Here is a 19206-nt window from a genome sequence, read left to right on the forward strand (position 1 = left end):
CCGGCAACCGCGCCGGCCCGGTCGCCGCGCCAAACGAAAATGCCACGCACCCGCGTGGCATTTTTCATTTCCGCAGCGCGGCGCAGCGCGGCGGGCGAACCGCGCGCCGCCGCCCGGCGTCAGCCGCCCTGCTTCACCAGCAGCGCGGCGGCCTGCGCCTCGATCCCTTCGCCACGGCCCAGATAGCCGAGCTTCTCGTTGGTCTTCGCCTTCACGTTCACGCGATCGAGCGGCAGCCCGAGATCGGCCGCGATGTTCACGCGCATCCCGTCGATATGCGGCGCCAGCTTCGGCGCCTGCGCGATCACGGTGCTGTCGACGTTCTGGATCGTGAAGCCGGCAGCCTTGACGCGTGCGGCGCACTCGCGCAGCAGCACGCGGCTGTCGGCGCCCTTGAACGCCGCGTCCGTGTCGGAGAAGTGGCGGCCGATGTCGCCGAGCGCCGCCGCGCCGAACAGCGCGTCGGTGATCGCGTGCAGCAGCACGTCCGCGTCCGAGTGGCCGAGCAGGCCGCGTTCGTACGGAATCGTCACGCCGCCGATGATGAGGGGGCGCCCCTCGACGAGCTGGTGCACGTCGTAGCCTTGTCCGATTCTGAAATCCATGCGTATTCCGATTGTGAGGGGTGAAAGTCAGGAAGCGTTCGAGGAGCGTGCGAGGATCGCTTCCGCGAGCGCGAAATCTTCCGGGTACGTGACCTTGAAATTGCGCAGGCTGCCCTGCACGACGCGCGGCGTATGGCCGGCCCATTCGATCGCGCTCGCCTCGTCGGTCAGGTCGTGCCCTTCGCGCTGCGCGCGCAGGATCGCCTCGCGCAGCATGCCGATGCGGAACATCTGCGGCGTCTGCGCCTGCCACAGCGCGTCGCGCGACTCGGTGCGCGCGATCGCGTCGCCGCCGGCCGGCACGCGCTTGAGCGTATCGGCCACCGGCAGCGCGACGATGCCGCCGACCGGATCGTCCTTCAGCGTCGCGACGAGCGTGCGAATCAGCTCCGGCGTGATGCCCGGGCGCGCGGCGTCGTGCACCAGCACCCAGTCATGGTCGGTCGCGCCGAATTCGGCCAGTTCGAGCAGCCCGTTCAGCACCGACGCCTGGCGCGAGCCGCCGCCGCAGCGGCGCACCGCGAAGCGCAGGCCCGCGAAGCGGCGCGCATCGAAGTGGGAATCGTCGGGCGCGAGGACGACGAGCGTCTGCGCGAATTCGCTGCACGCGTCGAACGCGGCAAGCGTGTAGTGCAGCAGCGCGCGGCCGGCCAGCGTGCGGTATTGCTTCGGCACGGCCGAGCCGGAGCGGCTGCCGGTGCCGGCACAGGGAATCAGGGCGAAAAGTCGGGGAGTCACGAAGGGAAACGCCGGAAAGATGAAATCGAGAAGCGGATTTTATAATAGGTCTTTCGTCTCGACCGGCGCACCGCGATGCGCCCGTGCACGCCACCCCTGTCGTCCCTATGCCAGATAACGCTTCCACCCCGTCCGCCTCGCCCGTTGCCCGCGTCAAGCCCGGCCAGCGCTTCGCCTTCGACGGCGCGCATGGTTCCGCCGACGCGCTCGCCATCGCCCGTTATCTCGCCGACAACCGCCAGGACGTGCCGCTCCTCGCGGTGATCTGCGCGAACGCGGTCGACGCGCAGCGGCTCTCGCAGGAAATCCGCTACTTCTCGCCCGACGCGCGCGTGCGCCTGCTGCCGGACTGGGAAACGCTGCCGTACGACACGTTCTCGCCGCACCAGGATCTCGTGTCCGAGCGGCTGGCCACGCTGCACGACCTCGGCGAGGGCCGCTGCGACATCCTGCTCGTGCCCGCAACCACCGCGCTGTACCGGATGCCGCCCGCGTCGTTCATGGCCGCGTACACGTTCGCGTTCGCACAGGGCGAGCGCCTCGACGAGGCGAAGCTGAAGGCGCAGCTCACGCTGGCCGGCTACGAGCACGTGAGCCAGGTCGTGCGGCCCGGCGAATACTGCGTGCGCGGCTCGCTGATCGACCTGTACCCGATGGGCTCGCCGCTGCCGTACCGAATCGACCTGTTCGACGACCAGGTCGACTCGATCCGCGCGTTCGACCCGGACACGCAGCGCAGCCTCTACCCGGTACGCGACGTGCGCCTCCTGCCCGGCCGCGAGTTTCCGTTCGACGAAGCCGCGCGCACGGCCTTCCGCAGCCGCTGGCGCGAGACCTTCGAAGGCGACCCGAGCCGTGCGCCGATCTACAAGGACATCGGCAACGGCGTGCCGTCGGCCGGCATCGAGTACTACCTGCCGCTGTTCTTCGACGAAACCGCCACGCTGTTCCACTACCTGCCGCAGGATGCGCACCTCGTGTTCACCGGCGATCTCGAGGCGTCGATCCGGCGCTTCACGGCCGACACGAAGCAGCGCCATGCGTTCCTCGCGCACGATCGCGAGCGGCCGATCCTCGAGCCGCAGCGCCTGTTCCTGTCCGACGAGGATTTCTTCGCGTTCGCGAAGCCGTTCGCCCGCGTCGTGCTGCCCGCACAGCCGGCCGGCGGCTGGGCGACGGCGCTGCCCGAGCTCACCGTCGACCGCCATGCCGACGATCCGCTCGCGTCGCTGCGCACGTTCGTCGAATCGTCGGGCAAGCGCGTGCTGCTGACGGTCGAATCGGCCGGCCGCCGCGAGACGATCCTGCAACTGCTCGCCGAACACCATCTGCGCCCCGCGTCGAACGACCACTTCGCCGGCTGGCTCGAGAGCGACGCACGTTTCGCGCTCGGCGTCGCGCCGCTCGCGAACGGCTTCGCGGTGCCGGGCGAAGGCTACGCGGTCGTCACCGAAACCGAGCTGTACGGCGCCCTCGGCCGCCGCACGGGCCGCCGCCGGCAGGAACAGGCGAGCAACGTCGACGCGATGGTGCGCGACCTGTCGGAGCTGAAGGTCGGCGACCCGGTCGTCCACGCACAGCACGGCATCGGCCGCTACATGGGCCTCGTGTCGATGGATCTCGGCGAAGGCGAAACCGAATTCCTGCATCTCGAATACTCGGGCGACAGCAAGCTCTACGTGCCGGTCGCGCAGTTGCTCGTGATCTCGCGCTACAGCGGCGCCGATCCCGACAGCGCGCCGCTGCACGCGCTCGGCTCCGGCCAGTGGGAACGCGCGAAGCGCAAGGCCGCGCAGCAGATCCGCGATACCGCCGCCGAGCTGCTGAACCTCTACGCACGCCGCGCGGCCCGCGAAGGCCATGCGTTCTCGCTCGATCCGCGCGACTACGTGAAGTTCGCGGAAAGCTTCGGCTTCGAGGAAACGCCCGACCAGGCGGCCGCCATTGCCGCCGTGATCGGCGACATGACGAGCGGCAAGCCGATGGACCGCCTCGTGTGCGGCGACGTCGGCTTCGGCAAGACCGAGGTGGCGCTGCGCGCCGCGTTCATCGCGGTGCTGGGCGGCAAGCAGGTCGCGCTGCTGTCGCCGACCACGCTGCTCGCCGAGCAGCACACACAGACCTTCGCCGATCGCTTCGCGGACTGGCCGGTGCGCATCGTCGAGCTGTCGCGCTTCAAGACCACGAAGGAAGTCAACGCCGCGATCGCGCAGATCAACGAAGGCAGCGTCGACATCGTGATCGGCACGCACAAGCTGCTGTCGTCGGACGTGCAGTTCAAGCGCCTCGGCCTCGTGATCATCGACGAGGAACACCGCTTCGGCGTGCGCCAGAAGGAAGCGCTGAAGGCGCTGCGCGCGGAAGTCGACGTGCTGACGCTCACCGCGACGCCGATCCCGCGCACGCTCGGGATGGCGCTCGAAGGGCTGCGCGATTTCTCGGTGATTGCGACCGCACCGCAGAAGCGGCTCGCGATCAAGACCTTCGTGCGCCGCGAGGAGGAAAGCGTGATCCGCGAGGCGATGCTGCGCGAACTGAAGCGCGGCGGCCAGGTGTACTTCCTGCACAACGAGGTCGAGACGATCGAGAACCGCAAGGCGATGCTCGAGGCGCTCGTACCCGAAGCACGCATCGTGATCGCGCACGGCCAGATGCACGAACGCGAACTCGAACGGGTGATGCGCGATTTCGTCGCGCAGCGCGCGAACGTGCTGCTGTGCACGACCATCATCGAGACCGGCATCGACGTGCCGAGCGCGAACACGATCATCATGCATCGCGCGGACAAGTTCGGCCTCGCGCAGCTTCACCAGCTGCGTGGCCGCGTCGGCCGCTCGCACCACCAGGCGTATGCGTACCTGCTGGTCCACGATCCGCAGGCGCTGACCAAGCAGGCGCAGCGCCGGCTCGAAGCGATCCAGCAGATGGAGGAACTCGGTTCGGGCTTCTATCTCGCGATGCACGACCTCGAGATCCGCGGCACCGGCGAAGTGCTCGGCGACAAGCAGTCCGGTGAGATCCACGAGATCGGCTTCCAGCTCTATACCGACATGCTGAACGACGCGGTGAAGGCGCTGAAGAACGGCAAGGAGCCCGACCTCACCGCCCCGCTCGCCGCGACGACGGAAATCAACCTGCATGCGCCGGCGATCCTGCCGGCCGACTACTGCGCGGACGTGCAGGAGCGGCTGTCGCTGTACAAGCGGCTCGCGAACTGCGAACACGGCGACGCGATCGACGGCATCCAGGAAGAGCTGATCGACCGCTTCGGCAAGCTGCCGCCGCAGGCGCACGCGCTCGTCGAGACGCACCGGCTGCGGATCGCCGCGAAGCCGCTCGGCATCGTGAAGATCGATGCGAGCGAGGTCGCGATCGGGCTGCAGTTCGAGCCGAATCCGCCGATCGATCCGATGCGGATCATCGAGATGGTGCAGAAGCATCGGCACATCAAGCTCGCGGGCCAGGACAAGCTGCGCATCGAGACGCGCTCGCCCGATCTCGCGATCCGCGTGTCGACGATCAAGGAAACGCTGCGCGCGCTCGGACCCAAGCAGGGAGCGGCTGCCGCGGTGCGCTGACGCGCTAGCGCCAGGTGCGGCGTTGCTGCACCGCACTGCGCCCGGCGCGGGCGGGCCGACGCGTTTTTGAGTATGATTTTCCCATTCATCAGACGGAGTTTTGCCATGTCCACTCTCGACGCGACAGCGCCGTCCGCCGCACCCCAAGGCGAAGCGTCGCTCGTCAGCCTGCCCTGGATCAAGCAACTGGTGTCGATGGACACGACGAGCCGCGTGCCGAACCTCGGCCTGATCGAAACGGTGCGTGACGCGCTCGCCGCGAAAGGCATCGCATCGACGATCACGCACGATCCGCGTGAAGGCTGGGCGAACCTGTTCGCCACCGTGCCCGCGCACGACGGCTCGACGAACGGCGGCATCGTGCTGTCCGGGCATACCGACGTCGTGCCGGTCGACGGCCAGCAATGGGACAGCAACCCGTTCGCGCCGGAGATCCGCGACGGCCGCCTGTACGGCCGCGGCACCTGCGACATGAAGGGCTTCATCGGCGCCGCTCTCGCGCTGCTGCCCGAGATGCAGGCGACGAAGCTCGCGAAGCCGATCCATTTCGCGCTGTCCTATGACGAGGAAATCGGCTGCGCGGGCGCGCCGCTGATGATTGCGGATCTGGTCAAGCGCGGCGTGCAGCCGTCCGGCTGCATCGTCGGCGAGCCGACCAGCATGCGGCCGATCATCGCGCACAAGGGCATCAATGCCTACCGCTGCTGCGTGCGCGGCCACGCGGCGCATTCGTCGCTGACGCCGAAGGGGCTGAACGCGATCGAGTATGCGGCGCGCCTCATCTGCCACATCCGCGACATCGCCGACCGCTTTCGCGCCGAAGGCCCGTTCGACGAACTGTACGACGTGCCGTTCACGACCGCGCAGACGAGCACGATCCAGGGCGGCAACGCGATCAACACGGTGCCGGCCGAGTGCCGCTTCGACTTCGAGTTCCGCAACCTGCCGACGCTCGATCCCGAGCAGATCTTCACGCGCATCGAAGCGTATGCACGGGACACGCTGCTGCCGCAGATGCTGCGCGAGCATCCGAATGCCGCGATCGAGTTCTCGAAGATCGCCGCGGCGCCCGGCCTCGACGCCACCGAACAGGCCGCGATCACGCAGCTCGTGCGCGCGCTGACGGCCGACCAGGACAAGCGCAAGGTCGCGTACGGCACCGAGGCCGGCTTGTTCGAACGCGCGGGCATCCCGAGCGTCGTGTGCGGGCCCGGCAACATCGAGCAGGCGCACAAGCCGAACGAATATGTCGAGCTCGCGCAGCTCGCCGGCTGCGAACAGTTCCTGCGCAAGTTCATCCGCAGCATGTCGGTCGACGCACACTGACTGCCTCCCGCCACGCCGGCTCGCGTGTGCGGGCCGGCCCACTCCGCCACCCGCCACGTCATGTCGACTGAACAACAGGGCGCCGCCCATACGACGATCGACGGCGAGCCGATCCCGACGCTCGATGAAATCGCCGCGCAGCATTTCGCGCTGTCGCCGTGGGTCGCGCGCACGCCCGTGTTCGAACGCGCCGACCTGCCATCGCTTGAAGGCACGCACGTCAACTTCAAGTTCGAGCTGCTGCAGGTCAGCGGCAGCTTCAAGGCGCGCGGCGCATTCACGCACCTGCTCGCGCTCGACGAGGCGCGCAGGAACGCCGGCGTCACCTGCGTATCGGCCGGCAATCACGCGCCGGCCGTCGCGTACGCGGCGATGCGGCTCGGCAGCAGCGCCAAGGTCGTGATGTTCCATACCGCAAGCCCGTCGCGCATCGCGCAGTGCAAGCAGTACCGCGCGGAAGTCGTGCTGGCCGGCAGCGCATCGCAGGCATTCGATCTGGTCCGGCGGATCGAGGCCGAGGAAGGCCGCTTCTTCATCCATCCGTTCAACGGCTATCACACGATCCTCGGCACCGCGACGCTCGGCTACGAATGGGCGACCCAGACGCCTGACCTCGACGCGGTGATCGTGCCGATCGGCGGCGGCGGGCTCGCGGCCGGCATGGCGACCGCGCTGCGGCTCGCGAATCCGCGTGTGCACGTGTACGGCGTCGAGCCGGAAGGCGCCGATGCGATGAGCCGCAGCTTCGCGGCGAATCACACGATCAAGATGAGCGCGATGCAGACGATCGCCGATTCGCTGATGGCGCCGCATACCGAGGAATACAGCTACCAGCTGTGCCGGCGCCACGTCGACCGCATCGTCACCGTGTCCGACGACGCGCTGCGGGCCGCGATGCTGTTCCTGTTCTCGCAGCTGAAACTGTCGGTCGAACCGGCTTGCGCGGCTGCGCTGGCCGCCCTGCTCGGCCCGCTGCGCGAAACGCTGCAGGGCAAGCGCGTCGGCGTGCTGCTGTCGGGCACCAGTACCGACCCGGCCACACTCGGCATGCATCTCGCGCACGCGACACTGCAGCACTGACCCCACATCGGGCACGCGCGGACGAACCTAGGGTTATCCCCAGATTATGTTGACAGCCCTGTTGATAACCCGCCGGACAAGCACGCAAGTGGTTGAGCGCGCAGCGTTTTGCGCGCGCGGAGGTCGATCGTCACGAAATGGGCAGATGCGGCCGCTGGCCGCCTGCGCCATGGCGATCGCCCTGCTCGCCGGTTGCGCGGCACCGCCGTCGCCCGTCGTCGACGCCCCCCCGGCCTGCACGCAGCCCGGCGAAAACCGCATGCTGCAGGCCGACCTGCTGTTCGGGCGCGACATCACGGGGCGCGGCCCCGTCACCGATGCGGAGCGCGCGGCATTCCTCGCCGACACGGTCACACCACGGTTCCCCGACGGCCTCACCTACTGGGACACACACGGCCAGTGGCGCGACCAGACAAGCGGCGGGATCACGCGCGAAGACAGCTTCGTGATCCGTATCATCGCCGACGATACGCCCGATACGCGCACGCGGCTCGCCGCGATCCGGCAAGCGTATATGCAGCGCTTTCACCAGCAATCGGTCGGCATGACGGTCGTGCCGGCCTGCGCATCGTTCTGATTCCCCCTTCTCCGTCCGCCGGCCATTCGCGCAAAAAAAACGGGCGCCCGAAGGCGCCCGTCGCATGCCGGAACCGCGGCGTGCCGCTTACTTGCTCTCGAACATGTCCATGATCTGCTGCTTCTCCTGCGGCGTGACGGGCGGCGGCGCAAGCCCCGCCGCGCCAGCCGAGCCGAGCGCATCGTTCGCGCTGATCGAATTCTCGGCCGGGTTGATGTCGACGTTCGCGACGAAGCCATTGCCCGGCGTGCGATCGGCGTAGTACAGCTCGCCGTCGATCGACGTCAGGCCGTCCGGCATCGGCATCTGCTGCTCGGGCACGCCGTTCAGCGCGGTGCGCATGTAGTTCACCCAGATCGGCAATGCGAGCTGTGCGCCGAATTCGCGGCTGCCGAGGCTCTTCGGCTGGTCGAAGCCCATCCACGCGACCGCGACGAGCGACTGCTGGTAGCCGGCGAACCAGCCGTCCTTCGCGTCGTTCGTCGTACCCGTCTTGCCCTGCAGGTCGCTGCGGCCCAGTGCGTTGGTGCCCGCGCCCGTGCCGGCCGTCGCGACCGAATGCAGCAGGCTGTTCATCACGTACGCATTGCGGCCTTCGATCGTGCGCGGCGCCGTGCTGCCCGCGAGCACCGGCTGCGACTTCTGCAGCGCCTGGCCGCGTGCGTCGTCGACCTCGGCGATCAGGTACGGATCGACCTTGTAGCCGCCGTTCGCGAACACCGCATAGCCGGTCGCGAGCTGCAGCGGCGTCACGAGGCCCGCGCCGAGCGCCATCGGCAGGTAAGGCGGCGTCTTCGCGGGATCGAAGCCGAAGCGCTGCGTCACGTACTGCTGCGCGTACTGCGTACCGATCGACGCGAGGATCCGGATCGACACGAGGTTCTTCGAACGCTGCAGGCCGGTGCGCATCGTCATCGGGCCGTCCGGCTGGTCGTCGTCCTTCGGCTCCCAGGCGGTGCCGCCCGGCACGCTCGGCGGGAAGTACAGCGGCGCGTCGTTGATCATCGTCGCCGGCCCGAGCCCCTTGTCGAGCGACGCCGAGTAGATGAACGGCTTGAACGACGAGCCCGGCTGCCGCCAGGCCTGCGTCACGTGGTTGAACTTGCTCTTGTTGAAGTCGAAGCCGCCGACGAGCGAGCGGATCGCGCCATCCTGCGGCGCGATCGCGACGAGCGCGCCTTCGACCTGCGGCAGCTGCACGACCTGCCAGCCGGTCTTGCCGTCCTTCAGCACGCGCACGACCGAGCCCGGCTTGATGCGCAGCGTGTCGTTCGCGCGGGGGCTGAGCGCGCCCGCCACGAAGCGCAGCCCGGCCGGGCCGATCGTCGTGGTCGCGCCGCCGACGAACTGCACCTCGACCGCATTCGGCGATGCCGACAGCACGACCGCCGACTGCAGGTCGCCGTTGTCCGGGTGATCGGCGAGCGCGTCGTCGATCGCCTCGTCGCGGTCGTCGCCGGCCGCCGGCAGCTTGATCGACGCTTCCGGCCCGCGATAGCCGTGGCGGCGCTCGTAGTCGAGAATGCCGCGACGCACGGCCTGGTACGCGGCTTCCTGGTCGGACGAGTTGATCGTCGTCGTGACGGTCAGCCCGCGCGTATAGGTTTCGTCCTTGTACTGCTGGTACATCATCTGCCGCACCATCTCGGCGACGTACTCGCCGTGCACCGCGTACTGGTTGCCCGGCGTGCGCACGTGGATCTCCTCCTTCACGGCCTCGTCGTACTGCGGCTGCGTGATGTAGCCAACCTCGAGCATGCGCTTCAGGATGTATTCCTGGCGCACCTTCGCGCGCTTCGGATTGACGACCGGGTTATACGCGGACGGCGCCTTCGGCAGCCCGGCGAGCATCGCCGCTTCCGCGAGCGTGATGTCCTTCAGGTCCTTGCCGAAATACACGCGCGCGGCGGCCGCGAAGCCGTACGAGCGCTGGCCGAGATAGATCTGGTTCATGTACAGCTCGAGAATCTGGTCCTTCGTCAGGGCCTTCTCGATCTTGTACGCGAGCAGCATTTCGTAAATCTTGCGCGTGTAGGTCTTCTCGCTCGACAGGAAGAAGTTGCGCGCGACCTGCATCGTGATCGTGCTCGCGCCCTGGCGCGCGCCGCCGTGCATCAGGTCGGCGACACCCGCGCGCAGGATGCCGACGAAGTCGACGCCGCCGTGTTCGTAGAAGCGGTAGTCCTCGATCGCGAGCACCGCCTTCTTCATCACGTCCGGAATGTCCTGGAAGCGCACGAGGCTGCGGCGCTCTTCGCCGAATTCGCCGATCAGCACATGATCGGCCGTGAACACGCGCAGCGGCACCTTCGGCTGGTAGTTGGTCAGCGCGTCGAGCGACGGCAGTTGCGGCGCCATCACGACCAGCGCGTAGCCGACGATCAGCGCGCCGACGATCGCCAGCGTCGCGATGAGGCCGGCGAACCACAGCATGACGCGCGAGCCGAACGAGCGACCGCGCCCTCCGCCGCCGCTGCGCTGGGTGCGGCGGTCGTCGTCGCGATCGTCGTCATCGGGGTAATAGGCTCCGGACGGCGAACGGCGCAGCGTGTAGTGGGGTTCGTTCCTGTCGGAAGAAGAAGGCGGTCGTTTGATAATTGGCATGTCGGAATGGCGGGCGGTCGTGGCGCCCTCGGACGCATGCGGAAATGCAGGCGAATGAATCAGAGCGGATACAGCGTGATGCGGCTGTCACGTCGACAGACCCCGCCGCGCGGCGATCCGTTCCCGCGACGTGACAGCGCATTTTAATGAAATCGACCGGGTGCCTTCGCGATTTTTTGTAAAAATTCCCGCAATGCCGTGATTTCAGGAACGTATTGTCGGCATCCTCTGCCTATCATGGACACGCAATATCGCGCGCACGCGCCGGCTTTCTTTCAGTCGCGAAAGGTTCGACATCGTGATGCGCAAGCCGCTTGAACTCGCGCGTTTAAGCCGTATTTAAGTGAACCGGTGGTGTAATATCCGCCGGCTCATGCGGGTCGGAACCGGCTCGCAACGGGCACTGCCGCTCTCACGCGGCGCCTTTCAACCACGGAGGATTTCATGTCGCTTTTCGACTCTGTTTCGCGCACGATCAAAGGCCTGCTGAACGATGCGGCCGATTCGGTACAGGATCCGTCGCGCGACGCACGGCAGATCGTGCGGGAGCTCGACGACAGCATCGGCCGTGCCGAGAATTCGCTGATCGAGATCGAGGCACAGGTCGCGACCCAGCGCAGCAAGCGCGATGCGGCCGACGACAAGGTGAAGAAGTACGAGGACGGCGCGAAGCGCGCGCTGCAGTCCGGTGACGAAGCGCTCGCCCGCGAGGCCCTCGCCGCGCAGTCGAACGCGGAAGCCGAGCGTGACGCGCTCGCAGCCGAATTGACGACGCTCGAGCCGTCGGTCGACAAGCTGAAGGGGCAGATCGCCGACATGCGTCAGCGCCGCAACGACCTGAATGCACGCTCGAACATCCTGCAGGCCAAGCAGGAAATCGCGCAGGCGAAGGACGTCGCGGCCAGCGCCCTGGGCGGCATCGGCGGCAAGAACCTGTCCGAGGACTTCCAGAAGCTCGAGGACAAGGTCGCGCTGCAGAACGCCCGCTCGGACGCGCGCCTGAATTCGGCCGACACGTCGAGCGGCAAGGCGCTCGACGACAAGCTCGCCGCGCTGAACAAGGGCCCGTCGGTCGAGGATCGCCTCGCCGCGCTGAAGAAGCAGCTCGACACGCCCGCGCAGTAACGGCCACTGCGGGCAACCGCGCCGCCGCCCGCCCCGGGCGCGGCGCGAACCGATCGTCAGGAGACGGGCGCCTGCGCCCGGTTCGACCATGAAGAAATCTCTCGCCGCACTCGGCCTCTCGCTGATGGTGCTGTCGTCCGCCGCGTTTGCGGTCCCGTCGCTGCAGCAGGTCGAGCAATCGATCGCGCAACGCAACTGGCAGCAAGCCGACACGCAGCTGTCGCAAGTCATCGACGCCCATCCGAACAATGCGCATGCGCGCTACCTGTACGCACAGGTGCTGGACCGCGAGGGCCGCGCGTCCGACGCACTCGAGCAGCTGCAGCGCGCGAAGTCGCTCGATCCGCAACTCAAGTTCACCGACGCATCGCGCTTCGCGCAGACCGAGTCGCGCATCCGCGCCGACGCCGCGCGCGTGAGCGGCAACGTGCCGTCGGCCACGCAGGCAGGGACGCTGCAGCCGGGGCTCGCGCCCGCTGTCGCGCCGGCCGAAAAACACGGCCCGTCGACCGGCATGTGGATCGGCTTCGGGTTGATTGCCGCGGTGATCGCGCTGGTGCTGCGCTGGACGCTGCGGCGCGCACGCACGGCCGACGACAGCCGCGCCGACGACGAACGCCGCACGCAGCTCAAGCGCGCCACCGACGTGCTGAACGACATCCGCCCGCTGAAGCTCGACGCGAAGCTGTCGACGGCGCCCGGCGCCGCGGCGCTCACGGGCGAACTCGAAGCGATAGAGACCGATGCGCGCACGCTCGTCGAAACGCTGTCGAACGGCAAGAACCCGGTGCCGCCGTATCGCGTCGATGAACTCGAACAGCGTCATGCAAGCGTGAAGGCACGCGTCGAAGGCCGTCCCGACCCGGCCGCGCAACCCGCGGCACCGGCGAACGGCAGCGGCTCCGTGTATGCGCAGGAAGCCGATCGCATGACGGGCGCGCAAGGCCAGCCGTATCCTCAGCAGCCCTACCCGCAACAGCAACCGCCGGTGGTGATCCAGCAAGGCGGCGGCGGGTTCGGCGGCGGCATGGGCGGGTTGCTGACCGGTGTGTTGCTCGGCGAGGCGATGTCCGGTGGCCGCGAGCGCGTGGTCGAACGCGACGTGATCGTCGACGGCGAGCGCCGCCGGCAGGAGAACGACCCGGGCTTCGACCTCGGCCGCGGCGACAGTTCGAACTGGAGCGACGGCAACGGCGGCGGCGGCGGCATGGATCTCGGCAGCAACGACGACGGCTGGACCGACGACAACACCTGACGCTACGCAGCGCGTCGACGCCCCCGCGACGCGCTGCATTGCACGCCACGCTCCCCTGCAGGGCCGGCCGCGCCGACGCGCGGATTTGTCAATCATTTCAAGATGGACTACCGGCAATGGGGAGCGTTCGCTATCATGCGGCCATCGGCGTGCCACCGACCCTCATTCGACGCTCTGCATCCCTGCGCGTCGCGGCACGCCTCCTCTCGCCCCAAACAGGAGAAAGCCGCTCATGAGCATCATCAAGGAATTCAAGGAGTTCGCCGTCAAGGGCAACGTCATGGATCTCGCCGTCGGCGTGATCATCGGCGGCGCGTTCTCGAAGATCGTCGACTCGGTCGTGAAAGACCTCATCATGCCGGTCATCGGCGTGCTGACCGGCGGCCTGGATTTCTCGAACAAGTTCGTTCTGCTCGGCACCATCCCCCCGACGTTCAAGGGTAATCCCGATTCGTTCAAGGACCTGCAGGCCGCGGGTGTCGCCGCATTCGGCTACGGCTCGTTCATCACGGTGGCAATCAATTTCGTCATCCTCGCGTTCATCATTTTCCTGATGGTGAAATTCATCAACAAGCTGCGCAAGCCGGAAGAAGCCGCACCGGCCGCGACGCCGGAAGACACGGTGCTGCTGCGCGAGATCCGCGATTCGCTGAAGCAGCGCTGATCGCCCAGCGCCCCGCCAGCCAGGCCCGCCTCGTGCGGGCCTTTTTATTGCGCGTGCGATGCACCGCCGCATGCGGCCTATCTCACTTTTTTGTGACGGGCGAATGCACGCGCGGGGAAAGCAGGTCTATGATGGAGACTAAACGACAGTACGGGCGCCAAGACGCTGGCTGTGTCGATCATGGCGAGCAGGTCGACGGGAGACATTGATCGTCGTACTGCACGAAGGCAGCATTTTCGTGTGCTATAAAGGATCGACATGCGGCGTACATAGCCGGGAGTGGGTCGCATGAAAGTGCCGCATTTCTTGCAATTGTTTTTGAGGCGAGTGTTTATGTCCTTCCCGAAAAAACGTCGGCGTGCCCAGCAGGATGGCCAGGAGTCATTCCTCGCGGTATTGCGCCACTCGAAACCGTTTGCCCAGCTCGACACCAAGATTGCCCGCGCCCGTGCGCAGGACGAACCCGTCCTGTACGCACATGTGCTGCCCGGTCTCGACGTGCTCCTGTGCAGCGTACGCGGCGCCCAGCCGCCTTATCCCGCCATCGCCGAGTTGCGCAAGCGCTGCATCGAATCGATCGCCAACGCGCTCGAGCAACCGCTGGACGGCCTCGAGAACGGCGGATACTGGTATGAAGCAAACGGCTTCGGCTTCCTCGTGTTTGCCAGCCGTGCGCGTGCGCGCATCCTGCCCGAGTTTGGTGCAGGCACGAAAGCGAGCCTGCGCGGCGGGCTCGGTCGCCAGAACGCCGGCGACACGACACCACGCTCCCTCGGCTGATCACCCTGCCGATCGATGGGCCGCCTCCGGGTGGCCCATCTGTCATTCACGCGCCTCGCTTACCCGTCACGACACCTGCTGACGCTCGTTGCCGGGTCGCACGATGTCGATGAATGCGGCGAAATCGGCACCGGCGAGCCCTTGCGCGGCGCCGAGCCGCAACACCTGCTGCACGGTGGCCGATACGGGCATCACGGCGCCCGTATCGCGCGCCGCGTCGGCGATCGCATCGACGTCCTTCTGGAACGTGCTGAGCGCGCCGATCGGAGCATGGCCGCCCGACGTCATGCGCGGCACGAACGTCTGCAGCAGCACCGAATCGGCCCAGCCGCCGGCCAGCGCTTCGGCGAGCCGCGCGGCATCGATGCCGCTCGCCTGCGCCAGACCGACGGCCTCGGCGATCGCGGTCACCGTCGCGGTGACGATCGCCTGGTTGCACAGCTTCGCCGTCTGCCCCGCCCCCGCGTCGCCCATGTGCGTGATCCGCGACGCATACGCGTCGATCAGCGGCCGCACCGCGTCGAGATCGGCCGCGCGGCCGCCGGCCATCACCGCGAGCGTGCCGGCCTGCGCGCCGGGCACGCCGCCCGACACCGGCGCATCGACCCAGCCGACGCCGAGCGCGGCTGCACGCGCCGCGTAATCGCGCGTGGCGGCGGGCGCAATGCTCGAATGATCGACGATGCGCTGCAGGCGACGCGCACGCGCATCGCCGGAGAGGAGGCCGTGCTCGCCGAACACGACATCGCCCACCGCGCGGCCGTCGAGCACGCACACGAATACCGTCTCGACGCGCTCCGCCAGTTCGCGCGGCGTGCCGAGCACCTGCGCGCCGTCCTTCACGAGCGCCTCGGCCTTGTCGCGCGAGCGATTCCACACGCTGACCCGATGCCCTGCCGCCAGCAAATGCCGAATCATCGGCGCGCCCATCAATCCCGGTCCGCAAAATCCGACTTCCACGATGCTCCTCGTCTCCGATATGGGTTGAACTTGCCGCCCATCATACCTATTACTCAAGAAGCCGGGCACGCGCGGCGCCGCTTTGGGACCACGGCTTGCGCCGGCCATCCATACCGACATCCCAGGGAGCGCATCATGAGCGACCACGTGTACAAGATGATCGAGCTGACCGGTTCGTCGAAGCAATCGAGCGACGACGCCATCCGCAACGCGATCTCAAAAGCCGGCAAGACGCTGCACAACCTGCACTGGTTCCAGGTGACCGAAACGCGCGGCCACATCGAAGGCGACCAGGTCGTGCACTGGCAGGTCACGCTGAAGGTCGGCATGCGCATCGACGACTGACGCGCCCCCTGCATCACACGCCGCGCCGCTGACCGGATCCGTGCAACGCGCTTCCGCGCGGCGCCGCGCGCTTCACTTCGCCCCCGTTCAGGCCCCTTGTCGCGGCCCGGCCGGCGGGTACCTGCGGGTATCCATCTCTTGACGCTGATTTTCGTTCATATTAAAAACAATATACCCACCCCACCCCTCGATCAGCCCAGCCATATAAACCGGAGATAACATGAGTCAGCAACGCGAGGCGATCGACACGTACCTCTTGCGCGTCTTGCACACCTTGTTGATGGAGCGCAGCGTCACGCGCGCGGCCGTCAAACTGAACCAGTCGCAACCGGCGATCAGCGCCGCGCTGCGGCGCCTGCGCGACATCACCGGCGATCCGCTGCTGGTGCGCGGCAAATCCGGCATGGTGCCGACCGAATACGGGCTGCGCCTGCTCGAGCCCGTGCAGAACGCGCTGCGTGAAATCGAGCGCATCAAGTTCCAGCAGCACAATTTCGACCCGGCCACGTCGATCCGCTGCTACCGGATCGGCTGCCCCGACTACCTGAACGTGCTGTTCGTGCCGACCGTGGTCGAGCGCTTCCGCCAGGCCGCGCCGAACGCGACGCTCGAGTTCCATTCGCTCGGCCCCGCGTTCGACTACGAGCTCGCGCTGGAAGACGGCAAGCTCGACATCGTCGTCGGCAACTGGCCCGAGCCGCCCGAGCAGCTGCACCTGTCGAACCTGTTCGTCGATGAAATCGTCTGCCTGATGAGCAACACGCACCCGTTCGCGAAGCGCGGCGGGCTCACGCTCGATCAGTACCTGAACGCCCCGCATCTCGCGCCGACGCCGTACTCGGTCGGCCAGCGCGGCGCGATCGACGTGCATCTCGCGCGCGAACGGCTCAAGCGCCACGTGGTCGTCACGCTGCCGTACTTCAACCTCGCACCGTACGTGCTCGTGAAGTCCGACCTGATCTTCACGACGACGCGCCTGTTCGCCGATCACTACGCGAAGTTCCTGCCGCTGTCGGTCGTGCCGGCGCCGCTCGACTTCCCCCCGATGCAGTACTACCAGCTGTGGCACGAGCGTTGCCACTACTCCGATGAAGTGCGCTGGCTGCGCAGCCTCGTCGCCGAAGCCACCCGCACGCTGATCGAAGCGTAACGGCGCGGGCCGCACGCGCCGTTTCGGCGCGGCGTGGCGACAGCCGGCGGCCTGCCCGGCGGCAACGCGGCCGTCGGATGGCGCCAGCCTTCCTTCAGCGCGATGCCTCGACCAGTGCCTGCGCGAGCGCGTTGTGACGCGCGATGACAGGCGGCAGGTCGAGCGTCGCCAGACGTCCCTCCCTTACCACCACCTTCCCGTTCACGACCGTGTACGCCGTCTGCGACGGCGCGCAGAACACGAGCGCCGCGACCGGATCGTGCAGCGCGCCCGCGAACAGCGGCTGGCGCAGGTCGAATGCGGCGAAGTCCGCGGCCATGCCGGGCTTCAGCGCGCCGATGTCGTCGCGATTCAGCACCTTCGCACCGCCGAGCGTCGCGATCTCGAGCGCTTCGCGCGCGGTCATCGCATCGGGCCCGAAACCGACCCGCTGCAACAGCAGCGCCTGCCGCACTTCCGCGACCATCTGCGCGCCGTCGTTCGATGCGGAGCCGTCGACGCCGAGGCCGACCGGCACGCCCGCGAGACGCATCTTCTTCACCGGCGCGATACCCGACGCGAGCCGCATGTTGGAGCATGGACAGTGCGCGACGCCCGTGCCGGTGCGCGCGAACAGGCTGATACCCGCATCGTCGAGCTGCACGCAGTGCGCATGCCACACGTCGTGGCCGACCCAGCCGAGATCTTCCGCATATTCCGCCGGCGTCATCCCGAACTTCTCGCGGCTGTACGCGATGTCGTTGACGTTCTCCGCGAGGTGCGTGTGCAGCGACACCCCGTATTCGCGCGCGAGCACGGCCGCGTCGCGCATCAGGTCGCGGCTCACCGAGAACGGCGAGCACGGCGCGACGACCACGCGCAGCATCGCGTAACGGCCTTCGTCGTGATAGGTCTCGATCAGGCGCTGCGTGTCGCGCAGGATGTCGGGCTCGCGCTCGACGACCGAATCGGGCGGCAGCCCACCGTCGCGCTGGCCGACGCTCATCGCACCGCGGCTCGCGTGAAAACGCATGCCGATCCGCTGTGCGGCGCCGATGCTGTCGTCGAGGCGGCTGCCGTTCGGGTAGATGTACAGATGATCGCTCGACGTCGTGCAGCCCGACTGCAGCAGCTCGGCCATCGCGGTGAGCGTCGACACTTCGATCATCTCGGGCGTCAGGTGCGCCCAGATCCGGTACAGGTTCGTGAGCCAGCCGAACAGCTCGGCGTTCTGCGCCGCCGGCACCGCGCGCGTCAGGCTCTGGTACATGTGGTGGTGCGTGTTCACGAGCCCCGGGATCACGAGGTGGCCGCGCAGGTCGAGCACTTCGTCGGCCGTCTCGGGCAGCTCGGCGGTCGGACCGACCGCGACGATCCGGTTGTCTTCGATGTAGAGCCCCGCGTCGCGCAGCTCGCGACGCGTGTCGTCCATGGTCACGAGCACGTCGGCGTGCTTGACCAGCAGGGTTGTCGGGCGGGATGAGGAGGGGTTCGGCGCGCGTGCGCCAGCGTGCTGCTCGAGGTTCATGCGTTCTCCGCGTCGGTCTGCCCCCAGGGGCGGATCCTGGGAGCGGTCACACAGCCGTTCGAACGCTGAATCGCGGCACGCTCCGGTGCCTGCGTCCGTTCGAACGCCCTGGCCCGGTTACCCGGCGTGCTCGCCGTCTTCGGGGTACGCGCAGGCCACGGGCCGACGCGCACGGCGGGAGGATCGCCCAAGCGCGCGCCGCACACAATGCGCGATCCGGAATACCGCGTTTCACGGTTTCGATATGGTACGCCGCGCAACGCCCCGCCGGCGGCCCGAAATGCCCGCCGGAAGCCCACCGGAAACCGTCTCCGGCGTGCCGTCGACAGCCGCTCATGCGCGGCGCATTATCTTTGATATCGCGCCCGTATTTGCGCGGGGAACCTTTTTACAATGCCTGCACGGCGCTCGCTTCAATCTCGCCGACGGGTATGTAGCCACGTGACGTGGAGCCTCGATCCGCCGCACAGTCAATGGATCGAGTCGCCGCCGAACCTCGCATTCACACAAGGACACAACGAATGGGAAAGCTCACTACCCACGTACTCGATACGGCGCACGGCCGTCCCGGCGCTGCAATCAAGGTGGACCTCTACGCGCTGGACGGCGAATCGCGCCGCGCGATCAAGACCGTGCTGACCAATAGCGACGGCCGCTGCGACGAACCCCTGCTCGAAGGCGCCGCGCTCGCCGCCGGCGAATACGAACTCGTGTTCCATGCCGGCGACTACTTCGCGTCGCTCGGCGTGAAGGTGCCCGAACCCCGTTTCGTCGATCGCGTCGTGCTCCGCTTCGGCATCGCCGACACCGGCTCGCACTACCACGTGCCGCTGCTCGTGTCGCCGTGGTCGTACAGCACCTATCGCGGCAGCTGACATTCGAATCAGCGCCCGCATCAAACAAACGATTTGA

Annotated in this window: 16 protein-coding genes; 11 read left to right on the plus strand and 5 right to left on the minus strand. The window is 67.5% G+C overall.

Going from position 1 to position 19206, the window contains the following annotated elements; all coding sequences use genetic code 11:
• Positions 1-119: 119 nt before the first annotated feature.
• Complete coding sequence (gene ispF / locus CFB45_RS11195) at positions 120-605, minus strand: 2-C-methyl-D-erythritol 2,4-cyclodiphosphate synthase (protein WP_089425641.1); 486 nt, start codon at positions 603-605, stop codon at positions 120-122.
• 27 nt (positions 606-632) lie between these two features.
• A complete protein-coding gene (gene ispD, locus CFB45_RS11200; protein ID WP_089425642.1) occupies positions 633-1343 on the minus strand; it encodes a 2-C-methyl-D-erythritol 4-phosphate cytidylyltransferase in 711 nt (236 codons plus the stop codon).
• Positions 1344-1450: 107 nt separating this feature from the next.
• On the opposite strand from ispD, the gene mfd reads away from it, so the two are divergent.
• From mfd to CFB45_RS11220, 4 genes are all read left to right on the plus strand, one after another.
• Positions 1451-4921, plus strand: coding sequence for a transcription-repair coupling factor (gene mfd, locus CFB45_RS11205; RefSeq protein ID WP_089425643.1), 3471 nt, complete (start codon positions 1451-1453; stop codon positions 4919-4921).
• A 105-nt stretch (positions 4922-5026) separates the two neighbouring features.
• Positions 5027-6247 carry an acetylornithine deacetylase gene (argE, locus tag CFB45_RS11210; RefSeq protein WP_089425644.1) on the plus strand — a complete coding sequence of 407 codons (1221 nt, stop codon included), beginning with the start codon at positions 5027-5029 and terminating at the stop codon, positions 6245-6247.
• A 60-nt stretch (positions 6248-6307) separates the two neighbouring features.
• Positions 6308-7327 carry a threonine/serine dehydratase gene (locus CFB45_RS11215; RefSeq protein ID WP_089425645.1) on the plus strand — a complete coding sequence of 340 codons (1020 nt, stop codon included), beginning with the start codon at positions 6308-6310 and terminating at the stop codon, positions 7325-7327.
• Between the two features lie 145 nt (positions 7328-7472).
• Positions 7473-7904, plus strand: a complete 432-nt coding sequence (locus CFB45_RS11220; RefSeq protein WP_089425646.1) for a DUF3574 domain-containing protein — start codon at positions 7473-7475, stop codon at positions 7902-7904.
• A gap of 87 nt (positions 7905-7991) precedes the next feature.
• On the opposite strand, the gene CFB45_RS11225 is transcribed toward CFB45_RS11220, so the two are convergent.
• On the minus strand, positions 7992-10508 hold the full coding sequence (locus tag CFB45_RS11225) for a penicillin-binding protein 1A (protein ID WP_089425647.1): 2517 nt from the start codon (positions 10506-10508) through the stop codon (positions 7992-7994).
• Between the two features lie 444 nt (positions 10509-10952).
• Here CFB45_RS11225 and CFB45_RS11230 point away from each other — a divergent pair, with 444 nt between their 5' ends.
• The 4 genes from CFB45_RS11230 to CFB45_RS11245 all read left to right on the plus strand — a co-directional run bounded on the left by CFB45_RS11230 (position 10953) and on the right by CFB45_RS11245 (position 14332).
• Positions 10953-11633: a PspA/IM30 family protein gene (locus CFB45_RS11230; protein ID WP_059233905.1), complete on the plus strand. Its 681-nt coding sequence runs from the start codon at positions 10953-10955 to the stop codon at positions 11631-11633.
• A gap of 88 nt (positions 11634-11721) precedes the next feature.
• Positions 11722-12888: a tetratricopeptide repeat protein gene (locus CFB45_RS11235; RefSeq protein ID WP_089425648.1), complete on the plus strand. Its 1167-nt coding sequence runs from the start codon at positions 11722-11724 to the stop codon at positions 12886-12888.
• A gap of 232 nt (positions 12889-13120) precedes the next feature.
• Positions 13121-13552 carry a large conductance mechanosensitive channel protein MscL gene (gene mscL, locus CFB45_RS11240; RefSeq protein ID WP_006487991.1) on the plus strand — a complete coding sequence of 144 codons (432 nt, stop codon included), beginning with the start codon at positions 13121-13123 and terminating at the stop codon, positions 13550-13552.
• A gap of 333 nt (positions 13553-13885) precedes the next feature.
• The gene (locus CFB45_RS11245) at positions 13886-14332 is read left to right on the plus strand and encodes a hypothetical protein (protein ID WP_027784713.1); all 447 of its coding nucleotides are present in this window, start codon (positions 13886-13888) and stop codon (positions 14330-14332) included.
• Between the two features lie 66 nt (positions 14333-14398).
• On the opposite strand, the gene CFB45_RS11250 is transcribed toward CFB45_RS11245, so the two are convergent.
• Entirely contained in the window at positions 14399-15292 is an 894-nt protein-coding gene (locus tag CFB45_RS11250) for an NAD(P)-dependent oxidoreductase (RefSeq protein WP_089425649.1), read from the minus strand.
• A 135-nt stretch (positions 15293-15427) separates the two neighbouring features.
• Here CFB45_RS11250 and CFB45_RS11255 point away from each other — a divergent pair, with 135 nt between their 5' ends.
• Complete coding sequence (locus CFB45_RS11255; protein WP_011352399.1) at positions 15428-15637, plus strand: dodecin; 210 nt, start codon at positions 15428-15430, stop codon at positions 15635-15637.
• A 220-nt stretch (positions 15638-15857) separates the two neighbouring features.
• Positions 15858-16787 (plus strand): LysR substrate-binding domain-containing protein, encoded by a 930-nt coding sequence (locus CFB45_RS11260; protein WP_006762467.1) that lies wholly within the window; start codon positions 15858-15860, stop codon positions 16785-16787.
• A 94-nt stretch (positions 16788-16881) separates the two neighbouring features.
• Here the strand turns inward: CFB45_RS11260 and CFB45_RS11265 are convergent, their stop codons facing one another.
• Entirely contained in the window at positions 16882-18294 is a 1413-nt protein-coding gene (locus CFB45_RS11265; RefSeq protein WP_089425650.1) for an 8-oxoguanine deaminase, read from the minus strand.
• A 521-nt stretch (positions 18295-18815) separates the two neighbouring features.
• Between CFB45_RS11265 and uraH the strand changes: the two genes are divergently transcribed.
• The gene (gene uraH, locus CFB45_RS11275) at positions 18816-19169 is read left to right on the plus strand and encodes a hydroxyisourate hydrolase (RefSeq protein WP_011352401.1); all 354 of its coding nucleotides are present in this window, start codon (positions 18816-18818) and stop codon (positions 19167-19169) included.
• Positions 19170-19206 lie beyond the last annotated feature (37 nt).

It is taken from the genome of Burkholderia sp. HI2500 (genome assembly GCF_002223055.1).
In the GTDB taxonomy this organism is placed as follows: Bacteria; Pseudomonadota; Gammaproteobacteria; order Burkholderiales; family Burkholderiaceae; genus Burkholderia.

What these genes read in the sequence shown, in the direction of transcription:
- uraH (WP_011352401.1), top strand. Translation starts at nt 18,816, where the DNA reads ATGGGAAAGCTCACTACCCACGTACTCGATACGGCGCACGGCCGTCCC.
- CFB45_RS11230 (WP_059233905.1), top strand. Translation starts at nt 10,953, where the DNA reads ATGTCGCTTTTCGACTCTGTTTCGCGCACGATCAAAGGCCTGCTGAAC.
- CFB45_RS11220 (WP_089425646.1), top strand. Translation starts at nt 7,473, where the DNA reads ATGCGGCCGCTGGCCGCCTGCGCCATGGCGATCGCCCTGCTCGCCGGT.
- mscL (WP_006487991.1), top strand. Translation starts at nt 13,121, where the DNA reads ATGAGCATCATCAAGGAATTCAAGGAGTTCGCCGTCAAGGGCAACGTC.
- CFB45_RS11245 (WP_027784713.1), top strand. Translation starts at nt 13,886, where the DNA reads ATGTCCTTCCCGAAAAAACGTCGGCGTGCCCAGCAGGATGGCCAGGAG.
- CFB45_RS11255 (WP_011352399.1), top strand. Translation starts at nt 15,428, where the DNA reads ATGAGCGACCACGTGTACAAGATGATCGAGCTGACCGGTTCGTCGAAG.
- ispF (WP_089425641.1), bottom strand. Translation starts at nt 605, where the DNA reads ATGGATTTCAGAATCGGACAAGGCTACGACGTGCACCAGCTCGTCGAG.
- CFB45_RS11235 (WP_089425648.1), top strand. Translation starts at nt 11,722, where the DNA reads ATGAAGAAATCTCTCGCCGCACTCGGCCTCTCGCTGATGGTGCTGTCG.
- CFB45_RS11215 (WP_089425645.1), top strand. Translation starts at nt 6,308, where the DNA reads ATGTCGACTGAACAACAGGGCGCCGCCCATACGACGATCGACGGCGAG.
- CFB45_RS11225 (WP_089425647.1), bottom strand. Translation starts at nt 10,508, where the DNA reads ATGCCAATTATCAAACGACCGCCTTCTTCTTCCGACAGGAACGAACCC.
- mfd (WP_089425643.1), top strand. Translation starts at nt 1,451, where the DNA reads ATGCCAGATAACGCTTCCACCCCGTCCGCCTCGCCCGTTGCCCGCGTC.
- argE (WP_089425644.1), top strand. Translation starts at nt 5,027, where the DNA reads ATGTCCACTCTCGACGCGACAGCGCCGTCCGCCGCACCCCAAGGCGAA.
- CFB45_RS11260 (WP_006762467.1), top strand. Translation starts at nt 15,858, where the DNA reads ATGAGTCAGCAACGCGAGGCGATCGACACGTACCTCTTGCGCGTCTTG.
- CFB45_RS11265 (WP_089425650.1), bottom strand. Translation starts at nt 18,294, where the DNA reads ATGAACCTCGAGCAGCACGCTGGCGCACGCGCGCCGAACCCCTCCTCA.